This window comes from Luteococcus sp. Sow4_B9 (assembly GCF_052116585.1).
GTDB lineage: Bacteria > Actinomycetota > Actinomycetes > Propionibacteriales > Propionibacteriaceae > Luteococcus.
Genome location: NZ_JBQKKT010000021.1, coordinates 21,359 through 45,966 on the forward strand (window position 1 = coordinate 21,359; position 24,608 = coordinate 45,966).

General features: G+C 66.4%; 26 protein-coding genes, 1 tRNA gene and 1 pseudogene. 19 read left to right on the plus strand and 9 right to left on the minus strand.

Going from position 1 to position 24,608, the window contains the following annotated elements:
- Positions 1 to 11: 11 nt before the first annotated feature.
- The 4 genes from ACTQ49_RS11890 to ACTQ49_RS11905 form a co-directional block, all read right to left on the minus strand.
- Positions 12 to 704 carry a hypothetical protein gene (locus tag ACTQ49_RS11890; protein ID WP_441828055.1) on the minus strand — a complete coding sequence of 231 codons (693 nt, stop codon included), beginning with the start codon at positions 702 to 704 and terminating at the stop codon, positions 12 to 14.
- 72 nt (positions 705 to 776) lie between these two features.
- Positions 777 to 2,483 (minus strand): SpaH/EbpB family LPXTG-anchored major pilin, encoded by a 1,707-nt coding sequence (locus ACTQ49_RS11895; protein ID WP_441828056.1) that lies wholly within the window; start codon positions 2,481 to 2,483, stop codon positions 777 to 779.
- A gap of 178 nt (positions 2,484 to 2,661) precedes the next feature.
- On the minus strand, positions 2,662 to 3,294 hold the full coding sequence (locus ACTQ49_RS11900) for a nucleotidyl transferase AbiEii/AbiGii toxin family protein (protein WP_441828057.1): 633 nt from the start codon (positions 3,292 to 3,294) through the stop codon (positions 2,662 to 2,664).
- Positions 3,291 to 3,917, minus strand: a complete 627-nt coding sequence (locus tag ACTQ49_RS11905) for a type IV toxin-antitoxin system AbiEi family antitoxin domain-containing protein (protein ID WP_441828046.1) — start codon at positions 3,915 to 3,917, stop codon at positions 3,291 to 3,293. The genes ACTQ49_RS11900 and ACTQ49_RS11905 overlap by 4 nt, the downstream gene beginning before the upstream one ends.
- 141 nt (positions 3,918 to 4,058) lie before the next feature.
- Here ACTQ49_RS11905 and ACTQ49_RS11910 point away from each other — a divergent pair, with 141 nt between their 5' ends.
- Positions 4,059 to 5,285, plus strand: a complete 1,227-nt coding sequence (locus tag ACTQ49_RS11910) for a hypothetical protein (RefSeq protein WP_441828058.1) — start codon at positions 4,059 to 4,061, stop codon at positions 5,283 to 5,285.
- A gap of 227 nt (positions 5,286 to 5,512) precedes the next feature.
- Here the strand turns inward: ACTQ49_RS11910 and ACTQ49_RS11915 are convergent, their stop codons facing one another.
- Complete coding sequence (locus ACTQ49_RS11915; protein ID WP_441828059.1) at positions 5,513 to 5,929, minus strand: hypothetical protein; 417 nt, start codon at positions 5,927 to 5,929, stop codon at positions 5,513 to 5,515.
- Positions 5,930 to 5,962: 33 nt separating this feature from the next.
- Between ACTQ49_RS11915 and ACTQ49_RS11920 the strand changes: the two genes are divergently transcribed.
- The 3 genes from ACTQ49_RS11920 to ACTQ49_RS11930 are packed head-to-tail and all read left to right on the plus strand — an operon-like array spanning position 5,963 to position 7,076.
- A complete protein-coding gene (locus ACTQ49_RS11920) occupies positions 5,963 to 6,166 on the plus strand; it encodes a hypothetical protein (RefSeq protein WP_441828060.1) in 204 nt (67 codons plus the stop codon).
- Positions 6,144 to 6,284 (plus strand): VOC family protein, encoded by a 141-nt coding sequence (locus ACTQ49_RS11925; RefSeq protein WP_441828061.1) that lies wholly within the window; start codon positions 6,144 to 6,146, stop codon positions 6,282 to 6,284. The genes ACTQ49_RS11920 and ACTQ49_RS11925 overlap by 23 nt, the downstream gene beginning before the upstream one ends.
- 42 nt (positions 6,285 to 6,326) lie before the next feature.
- Entirely contained in the window at positions 6,327 to 7,076 is a 750-nt protein-coding gene (locus ACTQ49_RS11930; RefSeq protein WP_441828062.1) for a DUF2599 domain-containing protein, read from the plus strand.
- A gap of 175 nt (positions 7,077 to 7,251) precedes the next feature.
- On the opposite strand, the pseudogene ACTQ49_RS11935 reads toward ACTQ49_RS11930, so the two are convergent.
- Positions 7,252 to 7,905: pseudogene (locus tag ACTQ49_RS11935) on the minus strand (helix-turn-helix transcriptional regulator); the annotation flags it as partial.
- A 47-nt stretch (positions 7,906 to 7,952) separates the two neighbouring features.
- Between ACTQ49_RS11935 and ACTQ49_RS11940 the strand changes: the two are divergent.
- The 5 genes from ACTQ49_RS11940 (at position 7,953) to ACTQ49_RS11960 (ending at position 12,097) form a co-directional block, all read left to right on the plus strand.
- A complete protein-coding gene (locus ACTQ49_RS11940) occupies positions 7,953 to 8,201 on the plus strand; it encodes a mycothiol transferase (protein WP_441828063.1) in 249 nt (82 codons plus the stop codon).
- A 55-nt stretch (positions 8,202 to 8,256) separates the two neighbouring features.
- Entirely contained in the window at positions 8,257 to 8,676 is a 420-nt protein-coding gene (locus ACTQ49_RS11945) for an alpha/beta fold hydrolase (protein WP_441828064.1), read from the plus strand.
- Between the two features lie 70 nt (positions 8,677 to 8,746).
- A complete protein-coding gene (gene fumC / locus ACTQ49_RS11950) occupies positions 8,747 to 10,144 on the plus strand; it encodes a class II fumarate hydratase (protein ID WP_441828065.1) in 1,398 nt (465 codons plus the stop codon).
- A 59-nt stretch (positions 10,145 to 10,203) separates the two neighbouring features.
- Positions 10,204 to 11,376 carry a nucleotide disphospho-sugar-binding domain-containing protein gene (locus ACTQ49_RS11955; RefSeq protein WP_441828066.1) on the plus strand — a complete coding sequence of 391 codons (1,173 nt, stop codon included), beginning with the start codon at positions 10,204 to 10,206 and terminating at the stop codon, positions 11,374 to 11,376.
- 22 nt (positions 11,377 to 11,398) lie between these two features.
- A complete protein-coding gene (locus ACTQ49_RS11960; protein ID WP_441828067.1) occupies positions 11,399 to 12,097 on the plus strand; it encodes a DeoR/GlpR family DNA-binding transcription regulator in 699 nt (232 codons plus the stop codon).
- A 20-nt stretch (positions 12,098 to 12,117) separates the two neighbouring features.
- On the opposite strand, the gene ACTQ49_RS11965 is transcribed toward ACTQ49_RS11960, so the two are convergent.
- The 3 genes from ACTQ49_RS11965 to zupT are packed head-to-tail and all read right to left on the minus strand — an operon-like array spanning position 12,118 to position 13,977.
- Positions 12,118 to 12,462, minus strand: coding sequence for a TraR/DksA family transcriptional regulator (locus tag ACTQ49_RS11965; protein WP_441828068.1), 345 nt, complete (start codon positions 12,460 to 12,462; stop codon positions 12,118 to 12,120).
- A 30-nt stretch (positions 12,463 to 12,492) separates the two neighbouring features.
- Positions 12,493 to 13,158 (minus strand): alpha-ketoglutarate-dependent dioxygenase AlkB family protein, encoded by a 666-nt coding sequence (locus ACTQ49_RS11970; protein ID WP_441828069.1) that lies wholly within the window; start codon positions 13,156 to 13,158, stop codon positions 12,493 to 12,495.
- Positions 13,159 to 13,191: 33 nt separating this feature from the next.
- Positions 13,192 to 13,977, minus strand: a complete 786-nt coding sequence (gene zupT / locus ACTQ49_RS11975) for a zinc transporter ZupT (RefSeq protein WP_441828070.1) — start codon at positions 13,975 to 13,977, stop codon at positions 13,192 to 13,194.
- A 158-nt stretch (positions 13,978 to 14,135) separates the two neighbouring features.
- Here zupT and ACTQ49_RS11980 point away from each other — a divergent pair, with 158 nt between their 5' ends.
- The 10 genes from ACTQ49_RS11980 (at position 14,136) to clpX (ending at position 24,603) form a co-directional block, all read left to right on the plus strand.
- Positions 14,136 to 14,837: a GAD-like domain-containing protein gene (locus ACTQ49_RS11980; protein ID WP_441828071.1), complete on the plus strand. Its 702-nt coding sequence runs from the start codon at positions 14,136 to 14,138 to the stop codon at positions 14,835 to 14,837.
- 121 nt (positions 14,838 to 14,958) lie between these two features.
- The gene (locus ACTQ49_RS11985; protein WP_441828072.1) at positions 14,959 to 16,350 is read left to right on the plus strand and encodes a DUF2130 domain-containing protein; all 1,392 of its coding nucleotides are present in this window, start codon (positions 14,959 to 14,961) and stop codon (positions 16,348 to 16,350) included.
- A gap of 91 nt (positions 16,351 to 16,441) precedes the next feature.
- A complete protein-coding gene (locus ACTQ49_RS11990; RefSeq protein ID WP_441828073.1) occupies positions 16,442 to 17,380 on the plus strand; it encodes a hypothetical protein in 939 nt (312 codons plus the stop codon).
- Positions 17,377 to 18,315, plus strand: a complete 939-nt coding sequence (locus tag ACTQ49_RS11995; protein ID WP_441828074.1) for a hypothetical protein — start codon at positions 17,377 to 17,379, stop codon at positions 18,313 to 18,315. Before ACTQ49_RS11990 ends, ACTQ49_RS11995 begins: the two co-directional genes overlap by 4 nt.
- 100 nt (positions 18,316 to 18,415) lie before the next feature.
- A tRNA-Gly gene (locus tag ACTQ49_RS12000) sits at positions 18,416 to 18,486 on the plus strand.
- Between the two features lie 230 nt (positions 18,487 to 18,716).
- Positions 18,717 to 20,366: a trigger factor gene (gene tig / locus ACTQ49_RS12005; RefSeq protein WP_441828075.1), complete on the plus strand. Its 1,650-nt coding sequence runs from the start codon at positions 18,717 to 18,719 to the stop codon at positions 20,364 to 20,366.
- A 233-nt stretch (positions 20,367 to 20,599) separates the two neighbouring features.
- On the plus strand, positions 20,600 to 21,847 hold the full coding sequence (locus ACTQ49_RS12010) for an AI-2E family transporter (protein WP_441828084.1): 1,248 nt from the start codon (positions 20,600 to 20,602) through the stop codon (positions 21,845 to 21,847).
- A 128-nt stretch (positions 21,848 to 21,975) separates the two neighbouring features.
- Positions 21,976 to 22,542 (plus strand): ATP-dependent Clp protease proteolytic subunit, encoded by a 567-nt coding sequence (locus tag ACTQ49_RS12015; protein WP_441828085.1) that lies wholly within the window; start codon positions 21,976 to 21,978, stop codon positions 22,540 to 22,542.
- Positions 22,543 to 22,550: 8 nt separating this feature from the next.
- The gene (locus tag ACTQ49_RS12020; RefSeq protein ID WP_441828076.1) at positions 22,551 to 23,216 is read left to right on the plus strand and encodes an ATP-dependent Clp protease proteolytic subunit; all 666 of its coding nucleotides are present in this window, start codon (positions 22,551 to 22,553) and stop codon (positions 23,214 to 23,216) included.
- Between the two features lie 94 nt (positions 23,217 to 23,310).
- Positions 23,311 to 24,603: an ATP-dependent Clp protease ATP-binding subunit ClpX gene (gene clpX, locus ACTQ49_RS12025; protein ID WP_441828077.1), complete on the plus strand. Its 1,293-nt coding sequence runs from the start codon at positions 23,311 to 23,313 to the stop codon at positions 24,601 to 24,603.
- Positions 24,604 to 24,608 lie beyond the last annotated feature (5 nt).

A 24,608-nucleotide genomic window follows, 5' to 3' on the forward strand; every position in this document is an offset into this window, starting at 1 on the left:
CGAGCCGTCGTTCACGGCGTGGCCTCGGGCTTCGCCTCGTCCTGCTCACTGCGGCGGGTGGCGGCGAAGGCGCCGGCGACCAGTGCGATGCCGCCGAGGATCGTGAGCCACTGGGACCAGCGGCTGAGGTCCGCGCCGCCGCCGGAGTTGATCCGGGGGGTGGCCGGCGCGATGGTCGTCGGTGCCTGCGACGGGTGGGGGGTGGCCGACGCCGCGGGGGTGAGGACCATGGGCTTGGGCATGACCTTGAGGCTGCGGGTGGGGGCCTGCCCTGCGGCGTTCATCGGCAGGGAGACCAGGATGTCCTGGAAGGGGGTGGGGTCGGCGACCAGGCGGCCGGCGGAGCGGATCCCCGTCTCGTGGACGAGGTAGACCCCGTCGGCCAGGCCGTGGATTGCCGTGCGACCGGCCAGGTCGGTTGCGGCGAAGGTCCGCATGTTGGTGACGGATGGGCGTCGAGTGGGCAGTGCCAGGCGCAGTGCCTCCGTCTGGAGCCGACCGGCAGGCGTGGTCGGATCGACGCCGGGCACCAGCCCGATGGTGAACTCGATCCCGCTGCGGGGCACGGCGCCCGCGTCGGTGTTGTGCTGCGCCACGATCGTGACGCTCCCGTCATCGACCGCCTCGGCCGCGGCGACGGGCATCAGCACGCAGGCCGCCATCAGGGCGAGCGTCATCTGCACGAGGGCCTTGGTCCATCTCATGGGTCCATCCATCTGCAAGAGGGGGAGGGGAGAGGGGGCATCAGATCCAGGTGCCCCCTCCCTTGGGGTGGATCAGGCCTCGACGCCCTCGGCGGCGTCACGACGCTTCTTGGCGACGACCAGGGTCATGCCGGCGCCCAGCAGCAGCACGCCGCCGATGCCGAGCGCAGCCGCGCCGGTCCCGCCGGTCAGCGGCAGGCTGTTCGCCAGGTTGGTCTTCTCGTTGTTGACCGTCAGCAGGGTGGCACCGGTCGACGAGACCTGGGTGATGGTGAAGGGCACGGACTTGGCCAGCAGGTTGTAGCCGCTCGGCGCCTTGGTCTCCACCAGGCAGTAGACGATGGTGTCGGTCTGCTGGGCATTGTCGTACCAGTCGGACTGCTGCAGGCCCTTGGCGGTGACGGTGCCGCTGGCGTCGGTGGTGATGCCGGTCATGATGGCATTGGCCGGGTCGACGGTGGCCGCGTCGCAGACCTGCTGGTCGGTGGCGGTGGCGCCGACGGTGGAACGCAGGGCGCTGAACAGGCTGAACTGTGCGCCGGCCAGCAGGGAGCCGTCCTTGCCGTCCTTCTTGGTCAGGGTCAGGTCGCCGTACTTGCTGACGGTCGGGTCCGAGGGGGTGCCGGGCACCTCGGTGGGCGGGGTCGTCGGCGGGGTGTAGGGGGTGCCGGGGGTCTGGCCGGGCACCTGGTCCACCGCGGTCTGGTTGGGCAGCAGGCTGGCGGTGTTCTGGATGGTGCCGTCACCCTCCACCAGGATGGTGGTGCTCAGCTTGGCCTCGACGGTGGCGGCGGTGTCGGCGGCCTTGGCGGCGGACAGCTTGTCCAGGCCGGAGGGCGACATGATGATCTGGACGTACTCGCCACCGGCGGTGCCGTCGGCGTCGACGACGGAGACGGTGTAGTCCGTGCCCTGCGTCAGGGCGGTTCCGCCGACCGTGACGGAGTCGACGCTCTTGTAGGCCAGGCGGGGATCGAGCTGGTCGATCATCACGTAGGAGCCCATCTGGGTTCCGGTGAGGCTGGGGGTGATGGTGCCGGTCAGGGTGAAGGTGGCCACCTTGTCCGCGACGGCGGTGGTGGTCTGGTCACCGGTGACGGTCTGCTTGTCGTCGACGGCCTTGGTGATCGTGTCCGAGGCATTCTTCGGGTACACGTAGACGGTGTCCATCCACTGGCTGGTGTCGGTGGGGTTGGTCATCGGGAGGGTGGCCAGGGCCGGCAGCGTGGGGGTGATGCTGCTGACCGGGATCACGGTGCCGGTGGTCACATTGGTGACCGTGGCGCCCGCGAGGTTCTCGTTCATCAGGTAGAGCCCGGCGGGGCCGTCGTAGACAGCATTGCCATTGGCGTCGGTGGTGACGGTGGACACCTTGGTGAGCGGGTAGGTGACGCCGCCCACGACGATCTGTCCGGCGGAGATCTCCGCGGCAGTGATGGTGTGGCCCTGCAGGGCGGTGGCCGCGGTCCAACCCTCGTTGGTGGTCAGGTCGACGCCGCCCACCTGGTAGATGTCGAACGGGACGCCCTGCAGCAGGTCGCGGCCCGCGATGGTCTGCTGGGTGCCGTCATTGGTGTTGCCTGTGGTGCCGCCGAGGTACTTGGTGATGTTGAGCTCGAAGGTGCCATCCGCGTTGATGGTCGACGGGTTGACCTTCGGATCGGGGTTCGGGGTGGGTGCGGCGATGGACGGCGTGCTCTGCACGGCCATGGTGGAGACCGATCCGAGGGTCAGGGCGAGGGCAGCCATGCCGGCAGCGGAGAACTTGGTGAAACTCATGGGTGATACCTACATCTGTCGAGCACTAGGGAAGATCCGAAGTGACACTGGTCAGCCCGGCTGCTGCCTGGGCGAATACCGCAGCGAAGGCATCCCCTCGCTACCACGTCAGCCGAGCTCGGCTATCTATGACGAACTACATATATTAGGGCTTCAGCGTTTTGATTGCAATGGCACATTAAGCCCACAGGTCGTAGAGGTCGCGGGGTGCGTTGCGGGTGGTGTCACTCCAGGCCATGGTCTTGGCCACCACGAATCCTTCTGGGGTGAGGGTGTTGCGCTCGATGTTTGGCAGGCCGTGGTAGTGCTGATGGACCAGGGTGGTGCAGTGGGGAAGCGGAATGTAGTTGCGTCCATCGATGAGCTGGATCCGCAGCGCGGTGTTCCCGATCCGGTAGATGCAGGGGTCGGTGTCTCGCTTCGCCGTGGTGAGGGAGGGTTCTGCCGTGATGCGGCCGAAGGTTCGGGCCAGTCGTGTGCGGATCGCGCCGTCCAGTGCCTGGGCCGCGGCTGGGCGGGGTCCGATGGAGAGTAGGTCGATGTCTTCGCTGAGACGCAGGCCATCAAGGATCGTGCGACTGAGTGCAGTTCCGCCGTAGAAGACGAACTGGTCGCGCAGGGGAGCGATGGCCGCCAGGACATGTGAGATGACGAAGTCGTGCTCGATCGACTCGCGGGGAACGCCGTAGTGCTCCATCTGGCGACGCGCATCCGCGTCCGAGAGCTTGTGCGGCCCGGCGGTGGCTGGTTGCCGTGTCACTCTGGGGGAGCGCCGAGCAGGAGGGGTGTGGTCGTGTTCTGGGGTGGTCATGGCAGTGCCTCCTCGACAGCCCGGGCGAGGGTTCTCGCTCGTGGGTTCGCGATACCCAACGCGGTTTCGGGGTCGACGTGCGCAGCCAAGGCCTTGACGGCTGCGGTGGCTTCGTTGGACAGGCCCCCAAGCTGGGGTCGGGCGATCAGGTCGACAAAGGTCTGTTCGGGGGTGGTGACGAGGAAGGCGCCCAGACGGCCGGTCTCTAGCCGGGCGTCGAGTGCGTCGACGTCGGTGGTGGTGAACGTCACCCTTGTCTGGTCGGTGAGGACGACGGGCCGGTGCTGCTGCGGGACGGCGATGACTGTGGTGGCGATGGCTCGGGGGATGGCGTGGTGGAAGCGGGCGGCGCCGATGCCATACAGGACGGGGATTCGGTCGCCATACTGGGCTGTGGCGTAGGCCATTGCCGCTTCCTCGGGGTTGGGTCGCCAGGGCATGTCAGGGTCGATGTCGTCGGGTTTGACGGTGTAGGTGCCTGGGGCGATGCGCACGACACGTCCGGCGCGTTGCAGGCGTAGGAGCTCCTTCTCTGGGTTGGCGTACAGGTCGCGCAACATCACGGGGCGCACTGTGCGCAGCGGGGCAGCGGCCAGGGCGGCCGGGACACCTGTCGTCTTCACATCACACCTCCTGTATGCAAAAGACTACCTTGTAGGGGTCTGGATGCATATTGATGGGTGTGAGCGAGGTTTCGTGACCCTGTGGTGCAGGGCGAATTGCCAGGGGTGTGCCATGAATGTCGTTGGTGGCAGGATGGATGCATGCGAAGCGAGCTGGCCGACGAGGTCTTGCCCTTGATCCGCTCGAGTGGTGACCTGCATCGGTATCGGGCGGCCAATGAGCACGGCTACCAGATGCATGAGGCGGTTGACATCCTTGAGGGGGCGGTGGGAGTCGTGGATGCTTCGGTGGTCCATGACGTGTGTCAGCGGGCGTTGATGTCGTCGTTGCGGATCATCATGCGTGCCGATGATTCGGCCGGCATCATCGGGGATGCCTGTCAGCGTCTGATTGCGCTGCATCCGGTGACGGCAACGGCGGCCAAGGTGTCGCCGGGACGGCTGGTGGCGTGGATGATCAAGTTCCAATTCGACGAGGAGTGCGACTTTTTCACCTTGGATCCGGTGGCCTACGCGCCGGTGCTGGGGGAAGCGGGCATCGCGCGTTACCGCGCGGAACTGGCCCGACGACAGTCCGACCTGGCTGGGTGTGCGCAGGCTCGCGACGGCTACTCGCATGAACGGTTCGTGCTGGAGCACAATGCCCGCCGGCTCGCCGTGCTGGATCGTGATGTGGAGGCGATCATCGCCACTCACGCCAGGGACGGGTCGGTTTCGGCGTGGGCGCTGGAGACGGCTGAGGCATTCGTTGAGATCGCGGACGTGGAGCGGGCCATTGACTGGGCCCGGCGGGCGGCCTTGATGCCGCCCGAGCACCAGGCCCTTCGGGCAGGCAGATTGTGGCTGGACTTGCTGGCAGAACACCGCCCCGGCGAGGTGTTGCCCTCCAGCCTGGAGCTGTTTGAGCGATGGCCGAACCAGAGCACCGCGGCGCAGGTGCACGCAGCCGCGGGCGACAGATGGCCGGGACTGCAGCAGCAGGTGGTTGGACGCCTCAAGAGGCGCCCGTGGGAGGCCGTGGCCTTCCTGTTGCGTCAGCTGGCTGATGTGGATTCCGCGTGGCAGGTGGCCCACGAGCACGCGGACCTGGTGGGCGCTGGCTTGTGGGGCGAGCTGGCTGAGGCGAGGGGCCCTTCCCACCCCGAAGAGGCTGTGCCTGTCTTGGTCCGGCTGGCCGACGATGAGCTCCGTGAGACGGGTGCGCGGCACTACCGTGTCGCGGCGAGTCTCCTGGTTCGCGCCCGGCGGTTCGCCGTCGCCGCTGGTCAAGGCGATGATTTCGATGCCGTCGTTCGTGAGTTGCGCGAGGTCCATCGCCGTCGTCCGCGGCTGCAGCAGGAGTTCGATGCGGCCGGGCTGGCGAGGTGAGCTGGCCGCAGTGACCTCAGGACGGCATGGTGAATCGCCCCGGGATGTCCGGAGACTTCGACCTGTGGGCAGGTTCGAGTCATGCCAGGCAACTGAATCGCCCTCGTGAGCCCGGGGACTCACCGGTGCGCCCGCCATGTTGTGACGGCAGCGATGACGGGGTCCTCGTCCGCTGTGGCTGTTGTGGGGCATTGCGGGCGGAGCCGATGTGCACCGCACGGAGGCGGTCAGTTCTGAGCCGCAGTCCAACCGGGCGCGACGATGCGTACTCCGGTGCCCACCGCTCCAGCCGCGATGCCGTTGGCGCCCCAGGACACCCGAATGGCGTGCGCGCTGGGCAGCCGGCCATCCTCGGCGGTGATCCATACCTCCGCCCTTCCATCGAGGATGGCGCGGATCACGTCCAGAAGGGGCTGCCCTGCGATGCTGTCGGCTCCGACTCCCAGGCGCGCCCCGAACGGCAGTTCCACGGTTGCGTCGTCGTGGTGGATGTGGACCATGAAGGGCCATCCGATGCCCGACGGGGTGAACAGGAGCGTGTGCCCCAGTCGTTGCACCGTCCCACCGCGACTGATCGCCTCGCTGCTTGCGTGAACGTGCACGATGTCAACGTCGTAGATCGACGTGTGGTTGTCTGAGTGCATGAATGGGCACGTTAGCAGCGGCGGGGACTGATCATGTCGACGGGTGACTCGACCGCCGAGCTGGCGCCGGGCGCCTACCGCCCACGACGAGCGCCAGAGCAGCTGCAGGAGTTCCTGGTCTGTCGCTGGGACGCGACCATGACGGGTGCCGTGGACATAGCACACGATGGGTGCGTCGAGGTGATGTGGCTCCAGGGGCGGGGACTGCTGGTCTGTGGCCCCGAGACCGTCGGGTGACCGGGCCATCTCGCTGGGGGCGACGCTGGCCGAGCCCCAGCCCGAGGGCTCCGAGGGCAAGTGGATCGTGCTGCTGGACCCGGCAGGCCATCCCTTCTGCCTGGCAATCTGGGTTTGAACGGAGCTTCACCGCTGGCCGACGATCGGGTTGGATGTCAGGGTGAAGAGCAGTCGAAAGCTCGCTGGCCGAGCGCGTGACCACCGGGTGCTCGCGCGGGGCGCGGCGCTGGTGGCGCTGGCGGCCCTGTTCGGCATCGCGGGCTGTGCCCGGTCCGTGGAATCCAGCACGTCGAGCCCCAGCGCCACGCCAACACCGAGCAGCACTCCAACACCCAGCAGCACTCCAACACCCAGTCGACCTCCCGTCGAGGTGACCGGCTCCGGGCCGGCAGGTGGACGGTTCTGGCAGTTCACCAGCCCGGGCCTTGCTGCCGTACAGCAGCTGACCGGGGGTGGTTTGGTTTCCGTCGAGCAGGCGCCGGGTGGCTGGTTCATCGTCCGGGAGGACGGTCTCGCCTCGCGTATCTCCTTGCCCGAGGGCAGCCGTGCCGAGGTGTCAGCCGGCGACCTGCTCGTGAGCATGCCCGCTGGGGCCGTCTCCGTTCGAGAGTCCCGCCCGCTGCTCACCGCCCGGTGGGTTCAGCGTGGGGACGAGAAGTCACTGCGGATCGAACCGGCCGATTCCGTGCGGATGTGGTCCACATCGGCGGCCCAGCAGGCCCTGTGGACGGAGGTACTGAACACCGTCCCGGAGGCGGACAGCCCGGGCATGCGGGACCAGTTCGTGTGCCACGTGGCCTTCGCTGCGACGAAGGAGGCCTGGTTCCTGGAGCCGGCGCGCCCCGACGTCGGCTATCCCGCCACCGTGGCCGCTCGCTGCAATCCCGGCGCGGTGCCCGACGGAGGCTGAGCCCCTCAGGTCTCGGAGTGACCTGCCCAGCCGGGGGCCGCTGCCAGGCCAGTCGGTCGGCGTCCACCGCGAGCTCGACCCAGGCGACGCACGGGTAGCGGCTGGGGATGTCGCGATGGCAGTCCTCGGAGGGAGGCTCCCGTGGCTGGAAGGTCCAGGTGGTCACGGCCACATCGCTCATCCGGTCCAGTCGGAAGACCCGCCAGTCATCCCTGAGCCGATCGAAGGCCTGCAGGTACCAGTGTTCGCCCTGAGTCATGAGGCGCGCCGGTTCCACCTCGCGCTCGGTGAGAGTTCCGTCGGGACGTTGGTAGCGGAAGCGCACCAGGGCATGGTCGCGTTGCGCGACGGCCAGATGTGAGAGCACCTGCCAGTCGACCGCCGGACGCGTGCGGGGCAGACTCCGCGTCGCCTCATGCAGGGCACCGGCCAGAGCACGGAGCCGGGGAGGAAGGACCTGATCGAGCTTGGTGAGCGCCCTCAACCCGGCTTCACCCACCGAGTCCTGTCCAGTGAGCGCCGCCATCCGCAGACATGCCACCAGTGCCACCGCCTCGTCGTCGTCCAACATGAGGGGTGGCAGCCGGCGGCCGGCGCCGAGCCGGTAGCCCCCATCCAGACCGCGGTCGGCCTCCACGGGGTAGCCGAGCTCGCGCAGGCGCGTCACATCGCGTCGAACGGTGCGTTCGGTGACTCCCAGCCGCGCGGCCAGGTCTGCGGCCTGCCACGAGGTGCGGGACTCCAGGAGGTCGAGCAGACGCAGCACGCGGTGGGTGGTCTGGCTCATGGCCCCATCATGGCGGCCGCTGCGGACAAGAACTGTCCGCATGGGCTGGTTGAGTCAGGTCATCAGCGCCCGACGACCCAAGGAATGCCATGTACCTGCCCCAGATCGACGACGAACGGACCACCTTGTGCAACTTCCTCGAGGTGCAGCTGGACGCGGCCCGGCCGGCGAAGCTGCGCTACCTGTACGTTCACCATGTGGAGGAATTTGCCCGCCACGCGGGTCACGCCGACATCATCCGCGAGGAGATCGACGGCGCACGGGCCGCCGAACTGTGGCTGGCGAGCGAGGGTCTGCCGGGCAATGACTTCGTCACACCGTGGGAACCTGTCCAGTGAGCACGTCCGCACGATTCAGCACCACCAGGCAAGCAGCGCAGCTCGAGGAGAGTCCATGCACATCATCCTGATTCCCGGCCTGTGGCTGGACGCATCCATCTGGGATGAGGTGGTCACCCACGTGCGTGGGAAGGGTCACGAACCCGTGGCGCTGGCCCTGCCGGGGCAGGGAGACGGAACTGATGCGACGCTCGACGACCAGATCGACGCGGTGCTGGCGGCCATCGATTCCCTCGCCGGGGAAACAGCCCTCGTCGTGGTGCACTACTCCGACGAGGCACGCTTCGACGTTCCTGTCACCGAGATCTGCCCGGAGTTCCCCCCGGAGGATGCCAAGGCGTGGATCGAGAACGGCGTGCCGGAGCTCCAAAAGGTCGCGCACCTCGAATACGTGGACATCGATTCCGGACACTGGCCCATGGTGAGTGCGCCGCTCAGGCTGGCGGAGATCATCGACGAGCTGACTCGCAGCTGACGGGAGCTCGCCGGGAATGTCCTGCGCTCCCGGGACGCTGTCCAGATGAGGACGTCACCACGAAGGAGCGATGATGAACACCCGTCACGAGACCGACAGCATGGGCACCATTGAGGTGCCTGCCGATCACTACTGGGGCGCCCAGACCGAGCGCAGCCTGCACCACTTCGACATCGGTCGCCCGACCTTCGTCCTGCCTCGCGCCCTGATCCGGGCATTGGGCGTGCTGAAGAAGTCCGCTGCCCGGGCCAATGCGGAGCTGGGGGAGTTGCCCGACGACGTGGCGGACCTCATCGTCCGTGCTGCCGACGAGGTGATCCGGGGCGATCTCGACGCCGAGTTCCCGCTCGTCGTCTTCCAGACGGGCTCCGGCACCCAGTCGAACATGAATGCCAATGAAGTGATCGGCAACCGGGCCATCGAACTCGCGGGTGGTCAGATGGGGTCCAAGGTGCCCGTGCATCCCAATGACCACGTCAACCGCGGCCAGTCCAGCAATGACACCTTCCCCACGGCCATGTACATCGCGGTGGTCAGCGAACTGCAGGAGACCTTGTATCCCGGCGTCACCAAGCTGCGCGACACTCTCGCCGAGCTGGCCGAACGCTTTGACGACGTGGTGATGGTGGGTCGGACCCACCTGCAGGACGCCACCCCGGTACGGCTCGGCCAGGTCGTCGGCGGTTGGGTGGCGCAGATCGACGAGGCTCTGGTTGCGGTGCGTCACGCCGATGAGCAGGCCCGCGGTCTGGCGATCGGTGGAACCGCCGTCGGTACCGGGCTGAACGCCCACCCGGACTTTGGCGCCTTCACGGCCAGGTACATCAGCGAGGAGACGGGTCTGGACTTCCATCAGGCCGAGAACCTGTTTGCCGCACTGAGTGCCCACGATGCCCTGGTGGGTGTCTCGGCGAGCCTTCGTACCCTGGCGGGGGCGTTGATGAAGATCGCCAACGACGTGCGCTGGTATGCCTCGGGCCCGCGTGAGGGGATTGGTGAACTGCTGATCCCGGAGAACGAGCCGGGCAGCTCGATCATGCCGGGCAAGGTGAACCCCACCCAGAGCGAGGCGTTGACCATGGTGGCGGCCAAGGTCTTCGGCAATGACGCGACGGTCGCCTTCTCCGGCAGTCAGGGCAATTTCCAGCTCAACGTCTTCAAGCCCGTCATGGCCTGGTCCGTGCTGGAGTCCATCCAGCTGTTGGGCGACGCCTGCGTGAGCTTCAATGACCACTGCGCCGTCGGCATTGAACCCAACCGCGACGTGATCGCCGAGCACCTGCAGAGCAATCTGATGCTGGTCACCGCCCTGAATCGGCACATCGGCTACGACGCCGCCGCCAAGATCGCCAAGAAGGCCCACCACGACGGCAGCACGCTGAAGGAGGCGGCCCTGGAGCTGGATCTGTTGACCGCGGAGCAGTTCGACCAGTGGGTGGTTCCCGAGGAGATGACCCGGCCCAGCTGACGCCGGCCAGCGAGCCCCCGCGGGGGACCAACGGCTGGGGATGCCCGTAGCCTGACGTCATGGCGAAATTCCTGGTCTCCGGCATCCCCGCCTTCGGGCTGGTCAACCCCGTCCTGCCCCTGGTGGCGGAGCTGACCGCTGCCGGTCACGACGTCGATGTCCTGCTGAGCGAACACTTCCGTGGGGCGGTGGAGGCGGCGGGTGCCACCCTGGTGCCGTACGCCTTCCAGCTGGAGGGGCCCTTGACGTCGCCCTGGTCCTTGGCCAGTCAGGGTCGCCGCATCTTCGACGACATGACCGCCGCCATGATCCGGCTCGGGAACCGCTATGACGCCCTCATCGGAGCCGGCATGCAACCTCGGCTCGACGAGGTGGAGCGGGCGCTCGACCGGCCCGTCGCCCTACACCTGCCGGTCTTCTTCCAGAACGACCGCACGGCGGGCTACTTCGCCCAGATCTGCACGACGATGCCTCAACCCGCGCGTCGCGTGCTGGGCACCCCGGCACTGCGTCGGGTGGCCGGACAGGTGGCGGGCCGCGGCGTCTTCGGCAGGGCGCAGGGCGACATCATCGAGCTGCTGGGTCCCCGGTCCCGATCGTTGAACATGACCGTCGCGGCACGTGACTACCAGCCCTTCGCGGAGGACTTCGACGGCTTGTACCTGGGCCCCCGCCCCACCCAGCGCCGCGAGGACCCGAGCTTCCCGATGGATCGGGTGCGGGACCACGATGGGCCGGTGATCTATGCCACGCTCGGCACGGTCTTCAACTCGTGGGTGCCCTTCTTCCGGACCATCGCGGACGCCTTCGACGGCTCCGATGCCCTCGTGGTGATGACCACCGGCAGCCAGGCGCGGGTCAGTGAGGTTGGTGTCGTGCCGCAGAACGTGATCCTGCGTCCGTTCGTGCCACAGACCATGGTCCTGGAGCAGGCCGATGTGTGCTTCACCCACGGCGGATTCGGGACGGCAACCGACGCCGTCGGGCTGGGCGTCGTGCCGGTGCTGACGCCGATGGGTGCCGACCAGTTCTTCAACGCACACCGGTTGGAGGCCCTCGAGGCCGGGCTGGTGCTGCCCAGGGCGGAGTTCACCGTGGAGTCGGTCCGGGTGGCGGCCGAGCGGGCTCGGACCGAGGCGGACCTCCAGGCCGGCGTTGCCCGGATGCGTGCGGCCTTCGTCTCGTCGCCCGGACCCGTGGCGGGGGTCAGGGCGCTGGAGGCGCTGGTCTGAGCAGTGGCCGCACTATTGGTCCGTGGATTCCCTCGCCTCCCTGACCGGTGTCTCGCCCATCACCATCCGCCGCGACCTCGCAGACCTGGAGGGCCAGGGGCTGTTGAAACGGGTTCACGGCGGCGCGGTGGCGATCGACCTGCGCGGCCGGCCGCTGCCCTACAGTCTGCGCTCCGCAGAGAATGCCGAACAGAAGGCCGCCATCGCCCAGGTCGTGGCGACCATCATTGCCGATGACATGTCCGTGGTCCTCGACAACGGATCCACCATGGTTGCCGTCGCCGAAGCGCTCGTCGGCAGGCCCATCACCGCTATGTGCCTGTCCCTGCGTACAGCCGTGGCCCTCGGTGAGTCCGACGCGCCCACCCTTGTCACTCCGGGCGGTCCGGTCACACCTGTCAGCCTGCGATGTGGGGGAGCGGCTGCCGTGGCGGCTCTGGACGGCTTTCGCGCCGACGTCGCGATCATGGGGGCCTGCTCGGCCAGCCCTGTGCACGGGTTGACGGTCACAACCCACGAGGATGCGCAGATCAAGAAGTCGATCGTCCAGGCGTCAGCCCGGGTGGTGCTGGCCGCCACCGGGGACAAGTTGGTCCGCACCTCGAGCTTCCGGTTCGGCACCATGGATGACCTGGATGATCTGGTGACGACACCGGATGCACCGGAGTCTGCGTTGGAGGAGTTCCGCGCAGCCGGGGTCATCGTGCACCTGGCGGTGTGATGGGCGACACACTCATGTCTTCACCCGTCGGCGTGGTCCACACAGCGTACGGACCAGGGGCGGAACTCGAGCCGAGCGTCTCCGATGGGTGTGCCGCACTCGTCGCAGAGCCCGTACGTGCCCGAGTCCATCTTCGTCAGGGCACGCTCCACTTGGTCGAGAACCTCGGCGAGGGTCTGCGCGGTGGACGCGTCGGCCATCTGCTGGATCGCCTGGGTGGTGCCCTCTCCGATCCGCTTCCCGAAGCCGATGGTGGCCCCACCTTCGGGCGGACGGGTCAGGTCAGCGATCTGGGTGCGCAGCTCCGTGGCCTTCGCCTCCAGTTCGGCACGCGTGCCGGAGTCGTCGATGGGCAGCTCTGACATGCCCAGACCCTAGCTCGTCATGCCATCGCGTCAGGCCAGACCCGTGACGCGCAGTGTGATGTTGACGCGTCCCGTCGTCAGACCGCATCCGGCGGGGGCGGTGCCGGGGATCACCTTGGTCACCCCGTGGAAGGCCATTCGTGAGGGGCCACCGAAGACGAACAGGTCACCCGAACGCAGTTCCAGGTCAACCCAGGGCTTGTTGCGGGTTTCGGTGTTCCCAAAGCGGAAACGGCAGCTGTTCCCGATGGAGATGGACACCACCGGGGCAGGGGAGCGTTCGTCCTTGTCCTGGTGCATGCCCATCCGGGCGTCGTCGTCGTAGTAGTTCACCAGGGCGCAATCAGGTTGATAGGCCGACGCCAGCTCCTCGTAGCCGTCGGCCGCGAGCAGTGCGCGTTGTCCCAGACGCACCATCCAGTCCGGGACAGGCGGCACCCGCTCGCCGTTCTGGTCGATGGCCTCTCGCGTCAGTCGTCCCGGTGTCCAGTGCCAGCCCAAGCAGACACTCTGCACACTCATCGGGTGACCACCGACCCGCGGATAGCGGGGAGGGACCGGCCCGCGGCCCCATGCGTGGAAGCGGTCGACGAGCCAGCGCTGTTGTTCGAGCGTCAGGAAGCCTGGCACGTGGTGCGCGCCGGGCGGCAGGGCGACGGTGGGCCGGCAGGGTTCGTCACCGAACAGCGATTCCATGCCAACCATGGTGCCTCGGGGTTTGAGGGCGGTTCAGGACAGCAGCTCGAGCGAGACGGCCATCACGGCCATTCCGGCCACCAGGCCGTAGATGGCTGCGTGGTGCTCGCCGAACTTCTGGGCCGAGGGCAGGAGCTCGTCGAGGCTGACGAAGACCATCACACCCGCCACGGCGCACAGGCAGGCGCCGAGCAGCGCGGGAGTGATGAAGGGAGCCAACAGCAGGTACAGCACAATGGCGCCCAGCGGCTCCGAGAGTCCAGATCCTGCCGCATACCAGAAGGCCTTCGCTCGCGATCCGGTGGCCGCATAGATCGGCACCGAGACCGCGATCCCCTCGGGGATGTTGTGGATGGCGATGGCGACCGCGATCATTGCACCGGCGCGGAAGTCCTCCAGGCTCGTGACGAGTGTTGCGAAGCCCTCCGGCAGGTTGTGCAGGGTGATCACCACCGCGGTGACCAGACCCGTGCGCATGAGAGCACCGCGGCGTGCGAGTTCAGGGTCATTGGATCCGGGCAGACCGGATGGCTCGTGCGGGTTGACAGATTCGGGTACGAAACGGTCGATCAGCAGGATCAGGCCGATCCCGGCGAAGAACCACAGGACCCCCCAGGCGCCACCGCCCAGGTGTTCGATGCCGGTGGGCAGCAATTCCATGAAGGAGATGTAGATCATCACGCCGGCTGAAAGCCCCAGCCCCGAGGCCAGCAGGCGAGTGGAAACCTCCCGCCGCCCGATGACGACCAGTCCGCCCAGAGCCGTGGCCAGGCCAGCGAGAACGGTCAAAGCGACCGCGCCGATGATCCCGCTCTGCATGGACCAACGGTACGTGAAGTTGCCTGGCTCTGTCCGGGCTTGGCAAGACCCGACACGACGCATGACGCTGGGCAACGACTGAAGAGGATGAGCGCGCTCGTCGCTCCGCCCCCGGGACGTCATAGCGTTGAGGAAACGTCCAACAGGGAGGGTCCCCCATGGGATTGTTCAGTCGGCGACGCAAGTCGGTGTCCGAGGCCTATCAGCCAGAGTTGGTCAAGCCCGTGGTGGGTGGCCCAGGTCAGGGTGGGGCCGTTTTCGAGCGCTTCCAGACCACTCGTGCGATGCCTGAGGAGACCATCGCCCGCTTCCGTGGCCGAGTTCCTGACGCCGTCCTGGACATGTGGCGGGTTCATGGTGAGGGATTCGTGGGAGATGGCTACCTGCGGGTGCTCGATCCCCAGCGCATCTCACCCGACGGCGTCCTCGACCCAGATGAGGGGGCGGTTGCGTTGATGAACACGGCCCTCGATGACACCATCTTCTGGCATGGCCCCGCCCAGGCGTTCATCTGTGTGAAATGGCGCCTTGGTGTGTTGGACCTGGTGTCCCACAACAGGCCTGAGGATCCCCGGGCCGTCCTGGGCAGTCTCGGTGACCGGGACTTCCAGGAGCGAGCCCTGGAGAATCGGCACTTCATGGAGTGGCTGGGGCGGGGCGGTTCTGTGCCGGACCTCACCCAGGGACTGTTCTACGTCCCCGCGCCCACGATCGGGGGTGCCTATGTGTCGACGGCGCTTGAACCGGGTGGTGCACTTGAATCGCAACAGATCTATCTGCAGTTCGGTGGCGGCCCTCGGTTGGGTTTCCAGAACCCGGACGAGATCACCCCTCGACCGGACTGCGACTCACGCTCCTGAATCCCGCGCCCTGACTCTCTGGAGGTATCGCACCTTTGCGAGACATTGCAGAACTGTCAGTGGCGCCGTCTAGCCTTCGATGTGTTGGTGACCATCCCCCGCAGAATTCGAGGAGCGCATCATGAATGAGGTCGTCTGCCCCCAGTGCCACACGGCATTCACCATCGACGAGGCTGGCTACGCCCACATCCTGCAGCAGGTACGCGACAAGGAGTTCGAGAAGGCCGTCGCACAGCGGCTGGAGCTGGCCGAGGAGCAACGCCGATCCGAACGCGACCTGGCGGTGGCGCAGGCCCTCGCGAAGGTGGAGGAGGAGAAGGCGGCCGTCGCCGCGGAACTCGCCGCGGCGAGGCAACAGCTCGAGGCCACCGCCAAGGTCTCCAAGGCGGAGTTCGACGCTGCGCTGCAGGCGGAGCAGTCCAGGGCGGCGGCGGAACTGCAGGCTGTGCGCGCCCAGCTCGAGTCGCAGGTCCAGGAGCTCAGGTCACAGAAGCAGTCTGAGGTGCAGGAACTGCGGGCCGAGCTGCAGGCGTCGGGGACCAAGGCTGAACTCGCGATCACCCAGGCGGTTCAGGCGGTGGAGAAGGAACGCGACCAGTTGCGCAATGACCTCGATCGTTCGAAGTTCGAGAAGGAACTGGCAGAACGCAGCATGAAGGAGCGCTACGACGCCCAGTTGAAGGAGCGCGACGAGGCCATCGAACGGCTGCGGGACATGAAGGCGCGGCTGTCCACCAAGATGGTGGGTGAGACTCTGGAACAACACTGCGAGATCGAGTTCAATCGGCTGCGCCACACCGCCTTCCCGCGCGCCTACTTCGAGAAGGACAATGACGCCCGCACCGGCAGTAAGGGCGACTACATCTTCCGGGATCTTGATGACCATGGCGTCGAGTCGGTCTCGATCATGTTCGAGATGAAGAACGAGAACGAGACCACCGCGACGAAGCACCGCAATGAGGACTTCCTCAAGGAACTGGACAAGGACCGCAACGAGAAGGGCTGCGAGTACGCCATTCTCGTCTCGATGCTGGAGCTGGACAACGAGCTCTACAACAGTGGCATCGTCGACATGTCGCACCGCTTCCCGAAGATGTACGTGATCCGTCCGCAGTTCTTCATCCCGATGATCACGTTGCTGCGCAATGCCGCCCAGAACTCCCTGGCCTACAAGCAGGAGCTGGAGCTGGTGAAGGCCCAGAACATTGACATCACCAACTTCGAGAATGACCTGGAGACCTTCAAGACGGGCTTTGCCCGCAACTACGAATTGGCTTCCCGCAAGTTCACGACGGCCATCGACCAGATCGACAAGTCCATTGCCGCTCTGCAGAAGACCAAGGAGAACCTCCTGGGGGCCGACAACAACCTACGACTGGCCAACAACAAGGCGCAGGACGTCACGATCAAGAAGTTGACCCGCAAGAATCCGACCATGAAGCAGAAGTTCGACGATCTGGCGGCATCGCGGCCAGCGCTTCCGGCGGCAGAGGATGACCAGACGTTGATCTGAATGACACTCGTGTCGCCGTGGAACAGGGCATCGCCCCAGGCTCCGCGCGCGAGGGAGAATGGGGCGTGGCGACGCTGGAGGTGGGGCGGGCATGAAGAGGCATGAGGTACTCCTCCTGACCGGTCTCGTGCTGCTGGTCCTCGTGGCGGTCGCCGTGCCGTGGCCACAACCCGCTCCGGTTCCGAAGGGCTCAGCGTCAACCTCTGGGCAGTCCACGCCTACGCGGTCCAACTCGCCCGAACCGCCCCAGCCCGATGCGACCGCGCTGTTCGTGCCCAGCTTCCAGCAGCTGCCACTGGGCACCTGGCAGGTGGGCACCAAGAATTCCGTGCGGGATCTGAGCGGCGTCGATACGGCGTCACTGGAGCTGGCGCGTCAGCTCTACCAGGCCCCGTTCCCAGCCCACACCTGCTCACTGGGCACGCCGTCTGCGGATGTGGATGAGTTGGAAGGCCAGGCCGAGCGCTACGTCGAGTGCCTGATGAATCCGTGGCAGCAATGGGCCATGACACATGGCGCGGCAGCCTTGCAAACACCGGTAGTGCAGCACTGCGGTCGCCCTGAGCATGCGGGTGGTGATGGCTGCTCGGAGCCGGACACCTTCTTCGGCCGGGCCGGGCAGGACAACGTGATCCACCTGGCCAGCCGTGCCCGCCCGCCGCGCTACGACTCCTTCGACCTCGAGATGGTCATTGCCCACGAGCTGTCCCACTGCCTGCAGTTCCAGCTGCGTCCCCGGGCGGGTGGCGAACTCGTCCTCCTGATGGGCGTTGCGGATCCGGACCCCAAGCGCCTCTCGCGACGCTCCGAACTGCAGGTGGAGTGCATGTCCGTCGGGATCGTGGCCCAGTCGCAGGGTGGCGACATGGTGCAGCGCAAGGCCCTCGAGAGGCTCTACCGCAGTGACGACGTCCACTGGGACCGGACCAGTCAGCGCTTCTGGACCCAGCAGGCCGCGCGCAACAGGGTTGGGGACTGCAATGCCCACCTGGCCAGCGACGCCTTGCTCATGTACCGGAGTCAGGAATGAGCGGCAGCACACGGCGCGGACGGATGAGGAGCACCCTGCGTGGACGAATCGTGGTGGTCACCCTGGTGCTGGCCGGCTGTGCCGCACTGGGCCTCGTGGCGCAGCGGGCGGCTCCGCCCGGTCAACGGTCACCGGAGGGCGCTGGGAACTCCCGGGGCCAAGTGGGGGCAGGAGCCTCCGCACCGACGCCATACCGACCCAGCTTCCAGACACTGGACTTCGGGGATGACGACGGCAAGGGGTCGCCAGAAGTGGACTACTCCGGCGTCGATGTGGCCAGTCAGCAGCTGGCTCTGGCCCTGAAGTCAACCCGATTCCCCAACCACCGTTGTGTGGCTCCGGTGGCGGCGCCAACCACCTTCGCCGCGATCGAGCGGCATTCGGAGGTCTACGTGAACTGCCTGTTGGATGCGTGGCGCCCATGGCTGGAGGCCCACGGCACTGAGCACGTCAAGCCCATTGACCTGCGGCACTGCGGCCTGGCCCAGTGGCGTGGGACGCAAGCCTGCTCCGACGAGCACACGGTCACCTGGGACCCGGGCGTCGGCACCTTCTACCTGCATCGCCGATTCGGGGTGGGGCTGTGGGAGTCTTCGACCATCGCGATGACCTTGGGCAGGATGACGGCGGCGACCCTGCAGCACCAGGTGCGGCTCCCGGAAGGACACTGGGTCCTGCTCATGGGCGTTGATGATGACACGCAGGTCATGAACCGACGCCAGTCCCTGCAAGTTGAATGCATGGCTTCGGGCATGCTCCGGGCGGCGCAGAGCCCCTCGCAGGCAGAACTGGCCGAGGAACGCACCGTCTACGACCGGGGAGCTGACTACTGGGGGGCGAAGTCGCAGGCCTTCTGGCTGGCGCAGGCCCGTCGAGGAGTGGTGGGGGAGTGTGATGCGATCATCGCGGCCCCGGCTCTGGTCGCCCACCGGTGATTCGCCCACCGGTGATTCGTGGGGGATCCGGCGTGGCGCTGGGGGATTGGCCAATCTCCCGTGTTGTGGGCTAAGCTTTCCGAGCCTTTTCCAAAGGCCTGCGGATGTAGCTCAATGGTAGAGCCCTAGTCTTCCAAACTAGCTACGCGGGTTCGATTCCCGTCATCCGCTCCGCACAGGAGGACCCGGCGCACGTCGCGCCGGGTCCTCCTTTTTCGCATTCTGCCGCCTGGCGCACGGGTGACCACACTGGCTGCGTGCAATAGGTCGATGGCAAGGCCTGTTGGCGCGGCACTGAGCCTGCTGGGCCTCCCCGAGCGCGCCCGGTTTGCCGATGACCGCGCGGTCGCTAGGATTGTGCGGTCTGCCATTTGCGCAATTTTCGACGATCAGGAGAACCTGTGCCCAGCACTGTTGAGCAGCTCAGCCCGTCCCGGGTGAAGCTCACCATTGACATGCCCTTCGAGGAACTGAAGCCGAGCCTGGACAAGGCCTACGCGGAGATCGCCCAGTCGGTCACCATTCCCGGCTTCCGCAAGGGCAAGGTTCCCGCGGCCCTCATCGACCAGCGCTTCGGGCGCGGCATGGTGCTGCAGGAGGCCATCAACGACGCGCTGCCCGAGGCCTACGGCCAGGCCATCGTCGAGCACAAGCTGGTTCCGCTGGGCCAGCCCGAGATCGACGTGACCAACCTCGAGGACGGCAAGAACGTCCAGTTCACCGCCGAGGTTGACGTCCGCCCCGAGTTCGACCTGCCCGAGTTCTCGTCCATCTCCGTCGAGGTGGAGCCCACCGAGGTCAAGGACGAGGACCTGGAGGAGCGCATCGACACGCTGCGTCAGCGCTTCGCCACCAATACCGACGTGGACCGCGCTGCCCAGGATGGCGACGTCGTCACGATCGACCTCGAGGGCTCGCAGAATGGCGAGGTCCTGGAGGACGCCACCGCCGAGGGCATCCAGTACAAGCTGGGCTCGGGCGGGATGCTCGAGGGCATGGACGAGGCCATCACCGGCCTGAAGGTGGGCGAGGACAAGACCTTCACCTCCAAGCTTCTGGGCGGCGCCCACCGCGACGAGGATGCCGACATCAAGGTGACCGTCACCAAGGTGCAGGAGCAGGAGCTGCCGGAGATCGACGACGCGTTCGCCCAGATGGTGAGCCAGTTCGACACCGCCGAGGAGATGCGCGCCGACCTGCGCAAGAGCCTCGACAACATGGCTCGTCTGGAGCAGGCCGCCGATGCCCGTGACAAGGTGCTCGAGGCTGTCATCGCGCAGACCGAGTTCGAGCTGCCGCAGAAGATCGTCGAGGCCGAGATCGAGGCCCGCAAGGAGCAGGTGCTGCGCCAGCTGGGCGCCGCCGGCCTGAGCGTCGAGCAGTACCTGAAGGACGCGGAGGACGAGACTGCGGAGACCGAGGACGAGTTCTGGGCCGAGATTGAGAAGCGTTCGATGGACGCCCTCAAGGCGCAGATCGTGCTCGACAAGCTGGCCGATGAGAATGAGTACGAGGTGGGCCAGGAAGAGCTCACCCAGATGATCTTCACCAAGGCGCAGCAGAACGGGACCTCCCCCGAGCAGGAGATCCAGCACATGCAGGAGCACAATCACCTGCCTGAGTGGATGCAGGAGATCCGTCGTTCCAAGGCCCTGGCCGAGATGGTCAATGCCGCCAGCATCGCCGACACCAACGGCAAGGTCATCGACCTGAACAAGATGGGTCCGGACGGCTCCCTCGTGGACAGCGATGACGAAGACGAGGCTGACGAGGCTCCCGCCAAGAAGGCCCCCGCCAAGAAGGCTCCCGCCAAGAAGGCTCCCGCCAAGAAGACGGCTGCGAAGAAGGCTCCGGCCAAGAAGACGGCTGCCAAGAAGACTGCTGCCGCGGAGGAGAAGGCCGACGAGTCTGAGGCGGCCGACGAGGCTCCCGCCAAGAAGGCTGCTGCGAAGAAGGCTCCGGCCAAGAAGGCGGCTGCGAAGAAGGCTCCGGCCAAGAAGACGGCTGCCAAGAAGACCGCCGCCGCAGAGGAGAAGGCCGACGAGGCCTGATCGGACCGGCCTGGCCTGCACCAGGGCCACTGACGCCTAGACTGGGCGCCGCGCACACCGCGCGGCGCCCAGTTGCATTCCTGATCCCTGACACCGGGCGGGTCCGCTGCACGGGCCCCATGCCGAACCAACTCCAGGAGTTCCACGTGCTTGAAAGTCTTCGTCAGCGCCTACCGCGGCCCGTGGGTCGCACGGCTGATCGCACGCGGAACGAGGCCGTCGACGCGGGTGTGATGTACGGTCCCGAGACTCCCGAGCAGGCAGCGGCCCGGGTCACTGATCGCACGGCTGCGACGCGTGGCCGGGTCGTGGTGCACGAGCACGCTGCTTCTCCGTCGACCCCGTCGCGTCAGGAACCGGGTGCGGGGCAGTGGTCCGCACAGGTGTCGGACTCCTCACGGACCCACGGCAGAGTGGTCACCCCCCGGATGGTGGTCGTCCTGGTGGCCATCGCGGCAGCCCTCGTCGGTCTGCGCGAGCTGAAGGAACTGGCCAGTCTGGTGGCGCCCGTCTTCTTCGCCCTCAACCTGATGATCACTGCCTATCCCGTGCAGCGTCGGCTGGTGCGTTGGGGTGCGCCACGGTGGGTCGGGGCCGTGGCTGCCGGCGTGACCGTCCTCGTGGTGCTGGCACTGATCATCTTCGGCCTCAGCTACGGCGTCGCGGCCATGGTGGGAGAGCTGCCGAAGTACAACCGCGAATTCACCACCCTGTACAACGAGTCCCTGCGCCTGCTCGAACAGATGGGCTTCGACCGCTCGGTCCTGATGCAGTCACTGAAGGGAATCGACCCGAACAGTGTGCTTGACGTCGTGACGGGGCTGGTCAGCAATGCGAGCGGCGTCGCGACCCTGGCTGTCGTCGTGCTCACAACCCTGATCTTCATGGTGATGGACGCCATCATCGTGGAGGACCGTCTGGCGGCAGCGGAGAGGACGCATCCCAGCTTCGTGCGTGGACTGCAGATCTTCGCCCAGGGCATTCGCAAGTACTGGCTGGTGAGCACCGTCTTCGGCCTGATCGTCGCCGTCGTGGACTACGTGATCCTGGTGGGGGTCGGCGTGCCCCTGGCTCTGGTGTGGGCCATGTTCAGCTTCCTCACCAACTACATCCCCAACATCGGCTTCGTGATCGGACTCGTGCCGCCCGCGCTGCTGGCCCTGGTGGAGGGCGGTTGGAAGCCCGCAGTCCTGGTGGTGGCTGCCTACAGCATCGTGAATTTCGTCATCCAATCGATCATCCAGCCCCGCGTTGCGGGTGATGCCGTGGGGCTCACACCCACCCTGTCCTTCCTATCGCTGCTGCTGTGGGGCTGGGTCTTCGGCGGGCTGGGCGCCCTGATCGCCCTACCTCTCTCACTGCTGGTCAAGGCACTGTTGGTGGATGTGGATCCCGCCGCCCGATGGGTCAACACGTTGATCTCGTCCCGGGTCAGCGACGGCGAGCCGCTGCCCGAGACTGCTCACCCGCAGTGGGATTGAGCACGCCGTCCGCGATCAGGGGCAACGTGCATTGTTTTGTCACCGGCACCGGGTAGGTTTCAAGGGTGAACGATTTCGCAACTGACCACACGATCCGCGCCGCTGGTGGCGTCGGCAGTGGCTTCGGGATGACCGACAACGTCTACCAGGCACTGCTGGCCAACCGAATCGTCTTCCTCGGCGACGAGGTGAAGGACGAGAACGCCAATGCCATCTGCGCGCAGCTCCTGCTGCTGAACGCGGAGGACCCGAACAAGGACATCTACCTCTACATCAACTCGCCCGGTGGTTCGGTGACCGCTGGCATGGCGATCTTCGACACCATGCAGTGGATCAGCAATGACGTGGCCACGGTGGCCATGGGCCTGGCCGCCTCCATGGGGCAGTTCTTGCTGAGCGCTGGCACCAAGGGCAAGCGCTACGCCCTGCCGCACAGTCGCATCATGATGCACCAGCCCTCGGGCGGAATCGGCGGCACCGCCTCGGACATCCGGATCCAGGCGGAGCAGTCGCTGCACATCAAGAAGCAGATGGCGGAGCTGATCAGCCAGCACACCGGACAGCCGCTGGAGCAGATCGAGGCCGATTCGGACCGCGACCGCTGGTTCACCGCGGCGCAGGCCCAGGAGTACGGCTTCATCGACCACGTCTACGAGCGCGCGTCGCAGATCTCCGCCGACGCGCCGAACCAGTGAGGACCAGCATGACCATGCCCATGAACATGTCCATGCCGGCGATGCCCGGCGGGATGGCCCCGGCCGGACCGTCGATGGACTACTACATCCCCCAGTGGGAGGAGCGCACCTCCTACGGAATGCGTCGTGTGGACCCCTACACGAAGCTCTTCGAGGAGCGCATCATCTTCCTCGGCACCCCCATCAGCGACGAGATCGCCAATGCGGTGATGGCGCAGCTGCTGTGCCTGCAGCAGATGGACTCCGAGCGTCCGGTGACGATCTACCTGAACAGCCCGGGCGGTTCGTTCACCGCGCTGACGGCGATCTACGACACGATGCGTTACATCAAGCCCGAGGTGCAGACCGTGTGCCTCGGCCAGGCTGCCTCCGCTGCGGCCGTGCTGCTGGCCGCGGGGACCAAGGGCCGACGCCTGGCCCTGCCCAACTCGCGCATCCTGATCCACCAGCCCGCCACTGAAGGCGGCTACGGTCAGAGCTCCGATCTGGAGATTCAGGCCAATGAGATCCTGCGCATCCGCAGCCTGATGGAGACCATGCTGGCCAATGACACCGGCCAGAGTGTCGAGAAGATCAGCCGCGACATCGAGCGCGACAAGTACCTGACGGCCCAGGAGGCCGTCGAGTACGGAATCGTCGACGACATCCTGACCTCGCTCAAGGATCTCGACTGACGCTCGCCTGATCGCGCCGGGCCACCTCTGCGGACTTCCCGCGAGCGTGGCCCGGCGGCGGTTAGTCTGGCTGGAGACGTGAAAGGACCAAGACATGGCGCGCATCGGTGAATCGGGTGATCTGTTCACCTGTTCCTTCTGTGGCAAGAGCCAGAAGCAGGTGAAGAAGCTGATCGCTGGCTCGGGCGTCTACATCTGCGACGAGTGCATTGATCTGTGCAACGAGATCATCGAGGAGGAGTTCAGCCAGGGAGCCGACCTCGGCTTGTTGGACGATCTGCCCAAGCCCACTGAGATTCGTGACTTCCTGGACTCCTACGTGATCGGTCAGGACTCCGCCAAGCGCACCTTGGCCGTGGCGGTGTACAACCACTACAAGCGTGTGCAGGCGGCGGCCACCACGCCGCCGGCTCGTCGCTCGGTGGAGGACGACGGGGTCGAGCTGGGCAAGTCCAACATCCTGCTCATCGGGCCGACGGGATGCGGCAAGACGTACCTGGCGCAGACCCTGGCCAAGATGCTCAACGTGCCCTTCGCCATGGCGGACGCCACCGCGCTCACGGAGGCTGGCTATGTGGGCGAGGACGTGGAGAACATCCTGCTCAAGCTGATCCAGGCTGCCGACTACGACGTCAAGAAGGCCGAGACCGGCATCATCTACATCGACGAGATCGACAAGGTGGCCCGCAAGAGCGAGAACCCGTCGATCACGCGCGATGTCTCCGGCGAAGGCGTGCAGCAGGCGCTGCTGAAGATCCTGGAGGGCACTGTCGCGTCGGTTCCTCCGCAGGGAGGCCGCAAGCACCCGCACCAGGAGTTCATCCAGATCGACACCACCAATGTCCTGTTCATCGTGGGTGGCGCCTTTGCCGGCCTCGAGGACATCATCAACGAGCGCATCGGCAAGCGACCGCTCGGCTTCAACACGGCTCCCTCTGCTCGTGAGGAGCTCAAGGACCCGTTCAGTCAGGTCTCGCCCGAGGACCTGCACAAGTTCGGACTGATCCCGGAGTTCATCGGCCGTCTCCCGATGACCGCCACCGTGGCACCGCTGGACAAGGATGCCTTGGTACGGATCCTCACCGAACCGCGCAATGCGCTGGTCAAGCAGTACCGCAAGATGTTCGAGCTGGACGGTGTGCAGCTCGAGTTCACCGAGGATGCGGTGGAGGCGGTGGCCCTCAAGGCGCTGGAGCGCGGCACCGGGGCCCGAGGACTGCGGTCCATCCTGGAACAGACCCTGCTGGACGTCATGTTCGACGTGCCCAGCCAGGAGACGATCAGTCAGGTCGTCGTGACCGGGGCGTGCGTCAGGGGCGAGGCGACCCCTACTCTGGTGGCGCGGAACAAGAGCCGACTGGCCCACCGCGGAGAACTGAGCGCCTGACGAGG

What these genes read in the sequence shown, in the direction of transcription:
- ACTQ49_RS12010 (WP_441828084.1), top strand. Translation starts at nt 20,600, where the DNA reads ATGTACGGTCCCGAGACTCCCGAGCAGGCAGCGGCCCGGGTCACTGAT.
- ACTQ49_RS11915 (WP_441828059.1), bottom strand. Translation starts at nt 5,929, where the DNA reads ATGCACTCAGACAACCACACGTCGATCTACGACGTTGACATCGTGCAC.
- ACTQ49_RS11945 (WP_441828064.1), top strand. Translation starts at nt 8,257, where the DNA reads ATGCACATCATCCTGATTCCCGGCCTGTGGCTGGACGCATCCATCTGG.
- ACTQ49_RS12015 (WP_441828085.1), top strand. Translation starts at nt 21,976, where the DNA reads ATGACCGACAACGTCTACCAGGCACTGCTGGCCAACCGAATCGTCTTC.
- ACTQ49_RS11940 (WP_441828063.1), top strand. Translation starts at nt 7,953, where the DNA reads ATGTACCTGCCCCAGATCGACGACGAACGGACCACCTTGTGCAACTTC.
- ACTQ49_RS11955 (WP_441828066.1), top strand. Translation starts at nt 10,204, where the DNA reads ATGGCGAAATTCCTGGTCTCCGGCATCCCCGCCTTCGGGCTGGTCAAC.
- ACTQ49_RS11985 (WP_441828072.1), top strand. Translation starts at nt 14,959, where the DNA reads ATGAATGAGGTCGTCTGCCCCCAGTGCCACACGGCATTCACCATCGAC.
- ACTQ49_RS11900 (WP_441828057.1), bottom strand. Translation starts at nt 3,294, where the DNA reads ATGACCACCCCAGAACACGACCACACCCCTCCTGCTCGGCGCTCCCCC.
- ACTQ49_RS11910 (WP_441828058.1), top strand. Translation starts at nt 4,059, where the DNA reads ATGCGAAGCGAGCTGGCCGACGAGGTCTTGCCCTTGATCCGCTCGAGT.
- ACTQ49_RS11980 (WP_441828071.1), top strand. Translation starts at nt 14,136, where the DNA reads ATGGGATTGTTCAGTCGGCGACGCAAGTCGGTGTCCGAGGCCTATCAG.
- ACTQ49_RS11920 (WP_441828060.1), top strand. Translation starts at nt 5,963, where the DNA reads ATGTCGACGGGTGACTCGACCGCCGAGCTGGCGCCGGGCGCCTACCGC.
- ACTQ49_RS11970 (WP_441828069.1), bottom strand. Translation starts at nt 13,158, where the DNA reads ATGGAATCGCTGTTCGGTGACGAACCCTGCCGGCCCACCGTCGCCCTG.
- ACTQ49_RS11890 (WP_441828055.1), bottom strand. Translation starts at nt 704, where the DNA reads ATGAGATGGACCAAGGCCCTCGTGCAGATGACGCTCGCCCTGATGGCG.
- ACTQ49_RS11995 (WP_441828074.1), top strand. Translation starts at nt 17,377, where the DNA reads ATGAGCGGCAGCACACGGCGCGGACGGATGAGGAGCACCCTGCGTGGA.
- zupT (WP_441828070.1), bottom strand. Translation starts at nt 13,977, where the DNA reads ATGCAGAGCGGGATCATCGGCGCGGTCGCTTTGACCGTTCTCGCTGGC.
- fumC (WP_441828065.1), top strand. Translation starts at nt 8,747, where the DNA reads ATGATGAACACCCGTCACGAGACCGACAGCATGGGCACCATTGAGGTG.
- ACTQ49_RS11965 (WP_441828068.1), bottom strand. Translation starts at nt 12,462, where the DNA reads ATGTCAGAGCTGCCCATCGACGACTCCGGCACGCGTGCCGAACTGGAG.
- ACTQ49_RS11895 (WP_441828056.1), bottom strand. Translation starts at nt 2,483, where the DNA reads ATGAGTTTCACCAAGTTCTCCGCTGCCGGCATGGCTGCCCTCGCCCTG.
- clpX (WP_441828077.1), top strand. Translation starts at nt 23,311, where the DNA reads ATGGCGCGCATCGGTGAATCGGGTGATCTGTTCACCTGTTCCTTCTGT.
- ACTQ49_RS11990 (WP_441828073.1), top strand. Translation starts at nt 16,442, where the DNA reads ATGAAGAGGCATGAGGTACTCCTCCTGACCGGTCTCGTGCTGCTGGTC.
- ACTQ49_RS12020 (WP_441828076.1), top strand. Translation starts at nt 22,551, where the DNA reads ATGACCATGCCCATGAACATGTCCATGCCGGCGATGCCCGGCGGGATG.